Source organism: Kitasatospora sp. NPDC029312 (assembly GCF_055569215.1).
Genome location: NZ_JBVHXY010000026.1, coordinates 33,414 through 45,585 on the forward strand (window position 1 = coordinate 33,414; position 12,172 = coordinate 45,585).

A 12,172-nucleotide genomic window follows, 5' to 3' on the forward strand; every position below is an offset into this window, starting at 1 on the left:
CGGCCCCCCTCCCCCCTCTCCCCCCCGCCCCCCCCCCCCCCTCCCCCACCCCCCCCCCACCCTCCCCCCCCCCCCCCCCCCCGGGGAGCGGCCCCCCCCCCCCCCCCCCCCCCCGGCCCCCCTTCTGCCACCCTTGGAAACACCAGCTCCAGGAGTCACGATGCTCCGTTCCGTCCTTCTCGCGGCCTCACGGTCCCCGCAGGTCCGCACCGTGGTCGAGAAGTTCCCCCCGACCCACGCGATAGTCGAGCGCTTCGTCGCCGGTGAGGCCCTCGACGACGCCGTCACCGCCTGCGACGACCTGGTCGCCACCGGCCGCAAGGTCACCCTGGACCACCTCGGCGAGGACACCCAGGACGCCGCCCAGGCCGCCGGCACCGCCGAGGCCTACGAGCACCTGCTCAAGGCCCTCAAGGAGACGGGACTCGCGGCCGGTGCCGAGGTGTCCGTCAAGCTGTCGGCCGTCGGCCAGTTCCTCCCGGTGGACGGCGAGAAGATCGCGCTGGAGAACGCCCGCCGCATCTGCGAGGCCGCCGCCGACGCCGGCACCACGGTGACCCTCGACATGGAGGACCACACCACCACCGACTCCACCCTCGCCATCGCGCGCGAGCTGCGGACGGACTTCCCCTGGCTGGGCGTCGTGCTCCAGGCCTACCTGCGCCGCACCGAGGCCGACTGCCGCGAGTTCTCCGGCGCGGGCTCGCGCGTGCGGCTGTGCAAGGGCGCCTACAAGGAGCCGGAGTCGGTCGCCTTCCAGGGCAAGCAGGAGGTCGACCTCGCGTACGTCCGCGCGCTGAAGATCCTGATGGCCGGCGAGGGCTACCCGATGATCGCCTCGCACGACCCCAACATGATCAAGATCGCGGGCCAGCTGGCCCAGTGGAACAACCGCAACCGGGACTCCTTCGAGTACCAGATGCTGTACGGCATCCGCCCCGAGGAGCAGCTGCGCCTCGCCGGCGAGGGCAACACCGTGCGGGTCTACCTCCCGTACGGCCAGGAGTGGTACGGCTACTTCATGCGCCGCCTCGCCGAGCGCCCGGCCAACCTCACCTTCTTCCTGCGCGCCATGGCCACCCGCAACTAGCGCGCTCCGCACGCCGGAACGGCTCGCACCCCCTGTGTGGGAGGGGGTGCGGGCCGTTTCGCCGTTCCTGCCGGAAGTCCTTGGTGTCCAAGTCGAAATCGAAGGGAGCGGGGAGAACGAGAGACTCGCCGAACGCCGCCAAGTGAACCTCTGTGCACTCCTCGCGGTGTGGAGTCCAGGGCTCGGCTAGGATTCCGGTGCTGGTCAACTGGGGTCTCGGTGGAAGGAGTTGGGGATGCTGAAGGAGTTCGCGGGGCTGTCCACGGCGGTGGTGGCGGATGCGTGCGTGCGGGTCGGGGTGGGGCTGCGGGCGGCGCCGGTGGGGATCGGCGCGGTGGTGCCCGGGGCGCGGGTGGCGGGGCGGGTGCTGCCGGTGCGGCACTACGGGAGTGTGGACGTCTTCCTGGAGGCGTACGGGGCGGCGCGGGACGGGGACGTGCTGGTGATCGACAACGGCGGACGGACGGACGAGGCCTGCATCGGGGACCTCGCCGTGCTGGAGGCTCGGGCCGCCGGGGTGGCCGGGATCGTGGTGTGGGGGCTGCACCGGGACACCCGGGAGCTGCTGGAGATCGGGCTGCCGGTGTTCAGCTACGGGGCGCTGCCGCTGGGGCCGATGCGCCTGGACGGGCGGGAGCCGGAGGCGCTGGTGTCGGCGCGGGTCGGGCCGCACCTGGTGGGCACCGACGACGTGGTGTTCGCGGACGGGGACGGCGTGGTGTTCGTACCGGCCTGGCGGGTCGGGGAGGTGCTGGAGGCGGCCGAGGGCATCGCCCGGACCGAGCGGGCGCAGGCCGAGCGGATCACCGCCGGGGACACGCTGCGCCGGCAGACCGCCTTCGACGACTACCTGGAGCGGCGCGCCGCCGACCCGTCGTACAGCTTCCGGCAGCACCTGCGGCGGGTCGGCGGGGCGATCGAGGAGTGACGCGCCTTACAGCCGGCGGTACATGACGTGCAGGCCGACGTAGCCGTCGACCGGGTGGTGGAAGGCCTCCGGGACGGTGCCGACGATCTCGAAGCCGAGGGACCGGTAGAGCGCCACGGCGTGGTGGTTGTTGGCGACGACCGCGTTGAACTGCATGGCGCGGTAGCCGGCCCGGCGGGCCCAGTCGAGGCTGTCCTCGACCAGGGCCCGCCCGATGCCCCGGCCGTGGTGCGCCGGGTCGACCAGGTAGCTGGCGCTGGCCACGTGCGAGCCGTTGCCGGGGCGGTTGCGGTTCATGGTGGCGGTGCCGACGACCCGCCCCGCGGCGTCCACCGCGACGACCGTGCGGTCGGGGGCGGAGTGCATCCACCACTTCCGGCCCGTCTCCGAGTCCATGTCGAGGGGGTAGGGAAGGTCTCGCCGGCGGCGACGACGGAGCGGAAGAACGGCCAGAGCCAGTCCTCGGGGGTGGCTTCGCGCATGGGCATCCGCACAGGATGATCGCGGGACGGGCCGGCGGGCCACCGGTTTTCCGCCCCGCCGCCGTGGGGCGCCCGGTCAGCCCGCGTGGGGCGTCCGGTCAGCCGCCGAGGACGGCGGATCTGACCCGGGCGGCAGCGAAGGCCTGGCCCCGGGCGTTGGGGTGCACCAGGCCGTAGCTGAGCGGACGGATGCTGGTCAGCAGCCCGTCCAGCCAGTGGTCGGCGTCGCAGATGCTGTGTCCGGTGGAGTCGGCGTAGAGGTCCACGAAGGTGCCGCCCCGGGCGGTGGTCTCCTGCGCGATGACCGCGTTGAGCGGCTCCACGACGGCGGTGCGGATCCAGGCGAGGTCGCCGGTGGTGACGGTGGAGAACTGCAGCAGGTCGCCGTAGGTGCAGAGGGCGGCGTTCTCGGGGACGAGGTGCGGGTAGCCGACGGAGACGATCCGGGCCGTCGGGGCCTTCGTCCGCAGCGTGCCGAGCATGGCCGAGTAGTCGGTGCGCAGTCCGGCGAGCAGGCCGGGCATCCGGGCGTCGTGCTTGTCCTTGCAGGGCGTGCCCCGGTTGAGGCTGGTGACGCCCAGCATGACGCAGTCCTTGAGGATCCCGGCGAAGTCCAGGTCGTTGCCGCCGACTCCGACGGTGACCACGTCGGTGTCCGGGTCGACCGCGTCGACCTGTGGCGCGACGGCCGGGTAGGGGGCGTTGGGGTCGGTACCGAGCGGCGGGAGCGGCCGGCCGGCCGGGCTGTGCTTGTTCGCGGACACGTCCCGGGTGGTGGTGCCGCTGCAACTGGCGTTGTGCAGGCTGACCAGGGAGCCGAGGTCTCGCCGGAGCAGTTCGGGGTAGGACCCGGTGGTGCGGGCGCAGCCGTCCTCGGGCGCGGTCGGCTCGCCGGTGGCCTCGATCACGCCCGCGGTGTAGGAGTCGCCGAGGGCGGCCCACTTCAGCGTGCCGGCGTGGGTGACGGGCTTGGTGGCGGCCTGGGAGGCAGTGGGGGTGATCAGACCGGCGGCGAGTGCGACGGCGGTGCCGGCGACGGCGAGGTGGGACAGGAAGCGTGGCACGGTCTCTCCTCAGCGGGTGGAGGGGAGAGTGGGGTTCCACCCCCCTGAGAATCAATCGAGTCGATCCGTGCACGACTTGATGCGTCAGAGGGGTGAACCGACGCCGCACCCGTGGCGTTGCCCGCTAGATCAGCGCGGCGGAGGGCTCGATCATCGCCCGGGCGGTCTTGCCGTCGACGTACTCGCCGAGCGCCGTCATCTCCCACTCGCCGGCGGGGCGGCGGACCAGCTTGCACATCACCACGCCGGTGTGCGGCTCGGAGTGGGTGAGGTCGAAGCGGACCAGCTCCTCGTCGCTCCGGGCGTCCACCAGGCGGCAGTAGGCGTCCCGCACCTCGGTGAACTTCTGGCCGGAGAAGGAGTTGACCACGAAGACCAGCGCGTGGACCTCGGCCGGGAGGCCCTCCAGGTGGACGGTGATCGCCTCGTCGTCGCCGCCCTCGCCGCCGACCAGGTTGTCGCCGGAGTGGGCGATCGCGCCGTCGAAGATGCTCAGCTTCATGAACCAGGCCGTCTCCAGCCGCTTGCGCTGGGCGTCGAAGGCCAGGCAGGAGGCGTCCAGGTCGATGTCGCGACCGCGGGCGGCGGACTTCCAGCCGAGGGCCATCCGGACGGAGGAGAGGAAGGGGCGGCCGTTCTTCACCAGGGAGACGGAGCTGCCCTTGACCAGGTTGACGCGGCCCTTGTCCAGGGTGACCTTGGGGCGGTCGGCCGGGGTCGGCGGCGCTGCGGGCGGCGCGGGCGGCGCCGGGGGGACGGGCGGGGCGGTGGCCAGGGCGATCCGCGGGTCGACCGGCGGGACGGGGGCCGCGGGCGGGACCGGCGGGACGGGCGGCAGCGACGGTGCGGCCGGGGAGCTGATCTGGACGGTCGGTGCGCTCGGCGGGGCCGGGGTCTGGCTTGCGGGTGCGGGTGCGGGTGCGGGGGAGTCGTCCACGCTGACGCCGAAGTCGGTGGCGATGCCCGCGAGGCCGTCGGCGTAGCCCTGGCCGACCGCGCGCACCTTCCAGGCCCCGCCGCGCCGGTAGACCTCGACCACGATCAGCGCGGTCTCCAGGCCCAGCCGGGGCGGGGTGAAGGTGGCCAGGACGGCGCCCGTGTCGGCGTCGCGGACGGTCGCGGTGGGCTCCATCCCGGCGAAGGTGGAGGTCTGGTCGGCCGGGCTCGCGGTGACCACGATCTTGCTGATGTCGGCGGGGACGGCCGGGGTGTCGACGGTGATCGCGTCCGGCGCTCCGGCGGCGGCCGGGCGGAGGGTGACGCCGGGTCCGTTCGGGGCGTTGAAGAAGACGAAGTCGGCGTCCGACCGGACCTTGCCGGCGTCGGTCAGCAGCAGGCCGGAGACGTCCAGCGCCTTGGGCGCGGTGACCTCTACGGTCACCCGCGCGGCGGTCAGCGGTGCGTTGCCGCCTTGGGTCAGGACGGTGGACACGGACTCCTCCTCGGGTGCGGAACGACGGCCTGGCCGGGGCCGGTGGGACCGGTTTGGCCGCCGGGCCGGGTGCTGCACACAGTAACGAACGCGGGCGCGGGGACGAGCCCGGTGGGGGTGCCGAGCTGTCCGGTCGTGGGGTGTCCGGGGCGGTCCGACGGTGGGTCAGCGGGCGGACGTACGCTGCCTGGTCGGGCGATGCCTGGTCGGCCGCCGGCCGGTCGCCCGGTGCCTGGGCGGGCGGCGGACGGCGGGAGGTCAGCGGCGTGCGTGAGCCTGCGGCTGGGCGGCGGGCAGCGGCAGCGGCGGGCCGAAGCCGCCGAGCGCGGCGACCGCCCGGGGGTGGTCGATGCCGAAGGCGGCGGCGTTCCAGCTCTCCGCCGGGGCCGACGTGCGCGCCGGTCCGACCGGTTCGGCCGGGCGGGTGCCGTGGACGACGAAGCCGAAGCGGCCGGGCTGGACGTCCGTCCCGGGTGGGGTGGTGAAGCGGTAGACCAGGGCGCCGCGCTCCTGCTGGACGGTCACCGCGGCGCCCGGCAGGTCGGTCCAGACGGTGCCGCTGCCGGGGGCCAACTCGCCCGGCGGGAAGCGGAATTCGGCCTGCAGGGCGGTGACCGGCTCGGACACGGCGAGCTCGAGTGCGTGCCGGAGGCCGTCGCGTCCGAGCGGGGTGAGCCGACCGGTGCCGGTCAGGGCCTGGTCCGCCACCGCGTCGGTGGGGCCGGTGGGGACAGTGAGGCCGATGGGGGCGGGGGTGCCGGGGATGCCGGGGTCCGGGGAGGTGCCCTCGTGGGCGCTCCCGACGGCGGCGGCGCCCACGTCGCCGAGGTCGCCCGGGCGCGCGGCGGCGCCTGGCGGCAGCGGGCTGTCCGGAGCGGGCTGGGCGGACGGGCCGGGGGTGACCGGCCGCAGTCCGGGCACGTGTGGCGACTGGGCGGCGCCCGCCTGCGCGCCGCCCGCCGGGCCGTCCGAGGACTTCGGCGGCTGCGCCGAGGGCGACGGCCCGGCCGCGGCGGCCGCCCCCGCTCCGGTGTCCGCTCCGGTGCCTGTTCCGGTGTCCGCGGCGGGGCCGCCGGCGGTGGAACGGGGCTCGTGCCCGGCCGAGGCCTGCCCGCCGGTCGTGGGCTCGACCGGGGTGGACGTGCCTGCCGGGAGCTTGGCCGAGGGTGCGGTGGCGGCGTTCGCGGAGGGAGCGGACGGGTGCGCCGAGGGGCGCCCGGTGGGCTTGGCGCCGTGCGGGCGGTCGGAGGGCGCGGGGCTGGTCGGCGTCCGTTCGGCGGCCGCCTCGGCCTGGTCGGTGGTGCCGGGGGTGGGCGGCGGTGTGGTGCCGACCCGGGCCACGCCGGCCCGACGGCCGATGCCCTGCTGTTCGTTGAGCAGGAGCGTGGTGGCGATGCTGATGCCCACGACGGTGGACATCGCCATCGCGGCGCCGGAGAAGCGCAGGGTGGGCAACCGGAACCGGCCGCCGAAGGGGCGCGGCCGGCCGTGCCGTCCGTGCCGTTCGGGCTCGTGCCGCACGTCCCGCGCGGTGTCCTCGCGCGCAGCCAACCGGACCCCTCCTCCCCGAAGTCGCCGTCGCGTCGGCCGTATTCTCCCACGCACGTGCCGCTGGGCCCGGATCCGACCGGTTCGCACCGGTTCCGCCGCCGCCCGCATCGGGAGGGGGAGAGCGTACCAGCGGGCGGTCGAATCGCGGACAGGAACCATCCATTCCGTGGACAGCCGTTCCAAGCGCTGAAGTTGACGATCCGTCTGACAGCGTTGAGTAAGGGGTGTCCGGGCCGGACGGGGGTTATTGCAACCCCCTTGCAACCCTTGCCCGACCGGACGCCGGTGGCGCAGGCTGATCGCATCCCGCGCCGTTCCCGGAGAGACCGTCATGTCGCCCGACCCGCTGTCCGCAGCCTCCAGTGCCCCCCTCGCCGCCACCCCCACGGGCGGCGATGGGGGCGGTTCCACCGCCGCTCCGGCGGCGGTGGAGGAGGTGCTGACGCTGCGGATCTCGTTGGGCGAGGAAGTGGTCGGCGAGGTGCGCACCCGGTTCCGCTTCGACGCCTCGCGCCCGTACGAGGTGCTGCTGACCTTCCACCAGGGGCGGCCGGACGAGGCGGACTGGGTGTTCTCCCGCGACCTGCTGCGCGACGGCCTGCGCTCGCTGAGCGGCCAGGGCGACGTCAAGCTGTGGCCGGCCTACTGCCCGTGCCACGGCTCGACCTTGCACCTGGCGCTCGAATCCCCGCACGGCAGCGCCCTGTTGGAGGCCTCCAAGCCCCGGGTCCAGGACTGGCTGGACCGCACCTACGCGCTGGTCTCCGCCGAGCAGGAGCGGGAGTGCGGCCCGACCGACGACCAGCTGGCCGCGCTGCTAGCGGGCGGCTGAGCGCGGCCCGCACCGCGCCCCGCGGAGCGCTGGGACGGGAGCGGCGCCGCGGCGCCCGGCAGCCGTGCCGTGCCCGCCGCGAGTTCGGCCCGCAGCCGACGGACCGCCGGGGCGGTGGAGGTGGGCAGCAGGTCGTACGGGTCCTCCGGGCCGTCCACGGTGACCAGCACCGAGTCGGCGAACCGGTACGGCCGGTGGGCCAGTAGCCCGCCCAGGTAGCGGCGCAGCCGGGACAGTTCGGCCCGGACCGTCACCGTCCGCCCCGCGTCGCCGAACAGCGCCCCGGCGAGCTGGGCGGCGGTGCTGCCCTCGCGCGAGGTGGCCAGCAGGAGCAGCAGTTCGGCGTGGCGCGGGCTCACCGGATGTGACCAGCTGTCGGCCGCGCCCCGTACGGACAGTTCGGCGCGGTCCGGGCGGCGCAGGTCGAGCCGGAGCCGGGCGCCCTCGGCCCGTTCGGCGGTGACCGTGCCGGAGCCGTCCGCCTCGGGCGGGCGGACCGGGCGCACCAGCCAGCCGCCCGCGAGCGGTTCCAGCGCGCACTCGCCGAGTCCGGGTACCCACTGCACGGTCGCCGGGGCCCAGCCCTCGCTGGGCACCCGCACCCGGCTGGGTGGCGGCAGCCCGGCCGCGGCGGCGGTCCAGCCGGCCGCGTCCACCACCAGGGCCGGGCCGCCGACCCGGGCGAGCAGCGGGGCGGCCAGGCTGCGCAGCTGGTTGAGCGCCTCCAGCCGGTGGGCGCGCAGCTCGGTCTCCGCGAGCCGGGCGGCGGTGGCGGTGAGCTGGAGCAGGAACGGGCGGACGGTGTGCGCCGGGCCGCTGAGGTTGATCGCGCCGACCAGCCGGCCGGTGGCCGGGTCGTGCACAGGCGCGGCCACGCAGGTCCAGGTGTGGTGGCTGCGCAGGTAGTGCTCGGCCGAGTGGACGTGCATCGGGCGCTGGGCGCGCAGCGCGACGGCGATGCCGTTGGTGCCGACGCTCTCCTCGATCCAGCGGGCGCCGGTGACGAAGCCGATCCGGTCGGCGCTGCGGCGCAGCCCGCGCTCGCCGTCCTGCCACAGCACGTGGCCCTCGGCGTCGGCGACGGCGAGGATCAGCGGGGCCGGGTCGGCCGCCCCGAGCAGGGTTTCGCGCAGCACCGGCAGGACGGTGTCCAGTCCGCTGGCCCGGCGGCGCTGCTCCAGTTCGGCGGGGCCGAGCAGCACGGTGGCGGCGCCGGCGTCGGGGTCGAGGCCGAGGCGTTGCAGCCGGGCCCAGGAGTCGCCGATCTCGGGGCGGGGACCGATCGGGCCGGGCCCGCCGCCCTCCCGCAGGGGCAGTTCGCGGGCGGCGGTGTCGGCGAGGGCACGCTCGTGGACCCTGGCCAGCTCCGCCGCGGTCGGCGGGGTGCGGCGCTCTGGTCGTCGGGACTGCCGTCCGGTCTGCCGCACTCGCGTTGCTCCTCGCCGCCGTTCGAGGACGCGTCGGGGTCGACGCGCTGACGAAAGCGTACGGGTGCGGTGGGCCGGTGGGCATGGGGTATGCCAACTCGGCATACCGGTCGGTACGAAAACCGCGCGGGGCGGTTCAGCGTTGCACGCCGGGTTCGTGCTGGGCGGCCTCGACGGTGCGGTGCAGGTCGGCGGTGGCCTCCAGGGCGGCGCCGGTGGTCAGCGCCAGACAGGCGGCCAGGGCCAGGGCGACGACCCGCGACCGGGTGCCGGAGGTGGTGGCCGGCCCGGGCCGGAGCAGCGCGGCGACCCGGCGCGGGACGGGCCCGGCGTGGGCTGCGGCGATCAGCCGGGGCCGGGCGGGCCAGGGCGACCGGTTCGCGGCGAGGGCGGCCCGGCCGACCGCGCGGGCGGTCACGGCGCGGTCGCCGATCCGGGCCGCTGCCACCTCGTCGGCCCAGCGCTCCAGGTGGTACCCGAGGGGCGTGCGCAGGGGGCGGAGCGCCGGGTGGACCTGGGCGGCGTGCTGGGCGAGAGCGAGGAAGACGTGGTGGCGGGCGGTCAGGTGGGCGCGTTCGTGGGCGAGCAGTGCGGCGCGCTCGGGGCCGCTGAGGGCCCGCAGCATGCCGGCGGTGACCACGATCCGGCCGGGTTCGGCCGGGCGCCCGGGGCGGCGCAGACGGCCGGGCAGGGCGAAGGCGTCGGCGCTTTCGTCGTCCAGCACTGTCAGCGGGTGGTGGCCGGGCGGGGGCAGCAGAGCGGTGAGCGGGCTCCGGCCGCCGGGCAGCGGCCATTGTGCGGCGCGCGCTCGGCGCATCGGGGCGCGCCGGGGGCGCATGTCCGGATGCTGGTCGTCGGCGGCGTCGGCGGCGTCGGCGGCGTCCGCGGCATCGGCGGCGGGAGGCCTGGCGCGGTGTCGGTCGTCGGCGGGGTGTCGGCTGGCGGTGGGGCGGTGGTCGTCGGCGCGGTGCCGGTCGTGGGACGGGGCCGGGTCGGCGGGGAGGGCGGCCCGGGCGGTCCGGAGGTCCAGCCGGCGGTGCCACGCGGTGCGCACCGCCAGTGCGGCGAGCGTGGCGAGCGCCAGGCCGGCCGCGGCGGCCACCAGCCGGGCGTCCGGCGCGACGGCGGTGAGCCAGGGCAGCGAGAGGTGGCCGAGGGCGGCGACCGGCGGCAGCTGGAGCACCCCGGCGGCGGCGAGCAGGCCGAGCGAGCACAGGGTGCCTCCGGCCAGGACGGCGGCGGTGCCGGCCAGCAGCCAGGCGGCGGGCCGGGGCGCCAGGGCGTCGGCGAGGCGGCGGGCCAGCGGGACGGCCAGGAAGGGCAGCAGCAGCGGGGCCCAGACGGCGAGGATCACGGCGTGCCGGCCCCCGCCCTGCCCGCGGATCCGGGCTCGCCGTCGCCGAGCAGCTCGCGCAGCAGTCGCTCGTCCTCGGCGGAGAGGTCGGAGACGAAGCGGGCGAGCACGGTGGAGCGGTCGGCCTCGCGGCCGAGCTCGGTGTGCATCCGGCGGGCGGCGAGGCCCGCGGTGTCCTGGACGGTCGGGGTGTAGGCGTAGGCGCGGCCCGCGCGGGTGCGCTCGACCGTCCCCTTGTCGTGCAGCCGGGCCAGGATCGTCGCGATGGTGGTGCGGGCGAGGTCCCCGCCGAGCGCCGTCTGGACGTCCTGCGGCGTCATCGGCTGCCGGGCCGACCAGAGGGCGGCCAGCACCTCGGCCTCCAGCTCCCCGGCGGGCCGGCGGGCGGACGGTAGGTCGGACATGGCGGCGCTTCCTCCAGCAATCGTCTACAGTCGTGTAGACCGTCTACGTCACTGTAGACGATCGGGCGGGTCCCGCTGCGGACCGCCCTCCAACGTACGGGAGGTCCGCCGGCCTTGCTCCAGTTCCCCGTCGACGCGGCTCACCTGGCGGTGAACCCGCTGGACGCGTCCTCGCTGCTCGCCGCCTTCGGCGCACTCGGCATCGCCGTGGTGCTGTTCGCCGAGACCGGCCTGCTGGTCGGCTTCTTCCTGCCCGGCGACTCGCTGCTGTTCACCGCCGGCCTGCTCTGCGTGCCCGGCGCCGTCCAAGGCCCGCACCTGCACCTGTGGCAGGTGCTGCCCGCCGCCCTCGTCGGGGCGCTGGTCGGTGCCCAGGTCGGCTACCTGATCGGCCGGCGCGGCGGCCGGGCCCTGCTGCGCCGCACCCGGCGGAAGAGCCTGCTCGACGGCGTCGAACGGGCCGAGCGGCTGCTGGCCCGGTACGGGCACGGCAAGGCGATCGTGCTGGCCAGGTTCATCCCGGTGGTCCGAACGGTGCTGAATCCGCTCTGCGGCGTGCTCGACGTACCCGTCCGCTCGTTTACCCTCTGGCAGGTGACCGGCGGTGCGGTGTGGACCGTCGGGGTCGTGCTGGCCGGGTACGGGCTCGGGTCCTCCGTACCCGGCATCGACCGATATCTGCTGCCGATCATCGGTCTGGTAGTAGTTGTCTCCGTGCTCCCCATTCTTCTCGAACTGTTCCGCGCCCGTAAGGCGCGCCGTCACGGAGGTGACGTGTGATGTCCCCACGGGCCCTGGCCGTCTACGACGGCAGCGGCATCGACGGCAGCCTGTACACCCGGGTCAACGGGTGGGCGCAGTCGGCGCCGCACTGGCTGAACGACCTGATCAAGGTCTGGTCGGCGATCGGCCTCGGACTGTTCGCGGTCTTCATGCTCTACGCCTGGTGGCGGGCGCGCGGCGCCGACTCCGCGACGATGGCCAGGGTGCTGGCCTCGCCGGTGATCGTGGTCATCGCCTACGGCCTCAACTCCGTGCTGAAGAGCGCCGTCGACGAACTCCGGCCCTGCGCCCAGATTCGCGGCAGCGTCTCGCTGGAAACCTGCCCGGGCACCGGCGACTGGTCCTTCCCGAGCAACCACTCGGTGATCGCCTTCGCCGCCGCGATCGCCCTCTGGTTCGTCAGCCGGCGACTCGGCGCCGTCGCCACCGTCTTCGCCGCGCTGATGGCCGCCTCCCGGGTCTGGGTCGGCGTGCACTACCCGCACGACGTGGCGGTCGGCGCGCTGGTCGGCACCCTGGTCGCGCTCGTCCTGGCGCCGGTGGCCGGACGCTGCGGGCCGCTGGTGGACAAGATGCGCGCGAGCGCGCTGCGCCCGCTGCTGGGCGCCGGTGCGATGCCCGTCGCGACCCGCGGGTACGAGCCGTACGGCACGCGGCAGCACTGACATTTCGTCGGCAGCACTGACATTTCGTCGCCGGCCCGCCCCTTGTCCGGTTTCGGACGGCGGGTGGAGCATGTGAGCCGGGCGTGGAGCCCCCACCGGGGCACCCGCCCGGCTCAGTCGTGCCCGGGGCGCGAAGGCCCCGGGCGTGCCAGCGGAGGGA

Annotated in this window: 11 protein-coding genes and 1 pseudogene; 5 read left to right on the forward strand and 7 right to left on the reverse strand. The window is 75.5% G+C overall.

Annotation, left to right across the window (positions count from 1 at the left end; all coding sequences use genetic code 11):
* Positions 1-160 precede the first annotated feature (160 nt).
* Both ACZ4WV_RS21685 and ACZ4WV_RS21690 read left to right on the forward strand, forming a co-directional pair.
* On the forward strand, positions 161-1,090 hold the full coding sequence (locus ACZ4WV_RS21685) for a proline dehydrogenase family protein (RefSeq protein ID WP_465749075.1): 930 nt from the start codon (positions 161-163) through the stop codon (positions 1,088-1,090).
* A 235-nt stretch (positions 1,091-1,325) separates the two neighbouring features.
* The gene (locus ACZ4WV_RS21690; protein WP_465749077.1) at positions 1,326-2,018 is read left to right on the forward strand and encodes an RraA family protein; all 693 of its coding nucleotides are present in this window, start codon (positions 1,326-1,328) and stop codon (positions 2,016-2,018) included.
* A gap of 6 nt (positions 2,019-2,024) precedes the next feature.
* Here ACZ4WV_RS21690 and ACZ4WV_RS21695 read toward each other — a convergent pair.
* From ACZ4WV_RS21695 to ACZ4WV_RS21710, 4 genes and pseudogenes are all read right to left on the reverse strand, one after another.
* Positions 2,025-2,506 (reverse strand): annotated as a pseudogene (locus ACZ4WV_RS21695) (GNAT family N-acetyltransferase).
* 92 nt (positions 2,507-2,598) lie between these two features.
* Positions 2,599-3,564 (reverse strand): SGNH/GDSL hydrolase family protein, encoded by a 966-nt coding sequence (locus tag ACZ4WV_RS21700; protein WP_465749079.1) that lies wholly within the window; start codon positions 3,562-3,564, stop codon positions 2,599-2,601.
* Between the two features lie 124 nt (positions 3,565-3,688).
* A complete protein-coding gene (locus tag ACZ4WV_RS21705) occupies positions 3,689-4,984 on the reverse strand; it encodes a TerD family protein (RefSeq protein WP_465749215.1) in 1,296 nt (431 codons plus the stop codon).
* A 270-nt stretch (positions 4,985-5,254) separates the two neighbouring features.
* A complete protein-coding gene (locus ACZ4WV_RS21710; protein ID WP_465749081.1) occupies positions 5,255-6,547 on the reverse strand; it encodes a hypothetical protein in 1,293 nt (430 codons plus the stop codon).
* 331 nt (positions 6,548-6,878) lie between these two features.
* Here ACZ4WV_RS21710 and ACZ4WV_RS21715 point away from each other — a divergent pair, with 331 nt between their 5' ends.
* Positions 6,879-7,379: an SsgA family sporulation/cell division regulator gene (locus ACZ4WV_RS21715; protein ID WP_465749083.1), complete on the forward strand. Its 501-nt coding sequence runs from the start codon at positions 6,879-6,881 to the stop codon at positions 7,377-7,379.
* Here the strand turns inward: ACZ4WV_RS21715 and ACZ4WV_RS21720 are convergent.
* From ACZ4WV_RS21720 to ACZ4WV_RS21730, 3 genes are all read right to left on the reverse strand, one after another.
* The gene (locus tag ACZ4WV_RS21720; protein ID WP_465749085.1) at positions 7,298-8,806 is read right to left on the reverse strand and encodes a GAF domain-containing protein; all 1,509 of its coding nucleotides are present in this window, start codon (positions 8,804-8,806) and stop codon (positions 7,298-7,300) included. The genes ACZ4WV_RS21715 and ACZ4WV_RS21720 overlap by 82 nt on opposite strands.
* Before the next feature lie 136 nt (positions 8,807-8,942).
* Positions 8,943-10,160 (reverse strand): M48 family metalloprotease, encoded by a 1,218-nt coding sequence (locus ACZ4WV_RS21725; RefSeq protein ID WP_465749087.1) that lies wholly within the window; start codon positions 10,158-10,160, stop codon positions 8,943-8,945.
* Positions 10,157-10,564 (reverse strand): BlaI/MecI/CopY family transcriptional regulator, encoded by a 408-nt coding sequence (locus ACZ4WV_RS21730; RefSeq protein WP_465749089.1) that lies wholly within the window; start codon positions 10,562-10,564, stop codon positions 10,157-10,159. The genes ACZ4WV_RS21725 and ACZ4WV_RS21730 overlap by 4 nt, the downstream gene beginning before the upstream one ends.
* Before the next feature lie 114 nt (positions 10,565-10,678).
* Between ACZ4WV_RS21730 and ACZ4WV_RS21735 the strand changes: the two genes are divergently transcribed.
* Both ACZ4WV_RS21735 and ACZ4WV_RS21740 read left to right on the forward strand, forming a co-directional pair.
* Complete coding sequence (locus ACZ4WV_RS21735; protein ID WP_465749091.1) at positions 10,679-11,344, forward strand: DedA family protein; 666 nt, start codon at positions 10,679-10,681, stop codon at positions 11,342-11,344.
* On the forward strand, positions 11,344-12,012 hold the full coding sequence (locus ACZ4WV_RS21740; protein ID WP_465749093.1) for a phosphatase PAP2 family protein: 669 nt from the start codon (positions 11,344-11,346) through the stop codon (positions 12,010-12,012). Before ACZ4WV_RS21735 ends, ACZ4WV_RS21740 begins: the two co-directional genes overlap by 1 nt.
* Positions 12,013-12,172 lie beyond the last annotated feature (160 nt).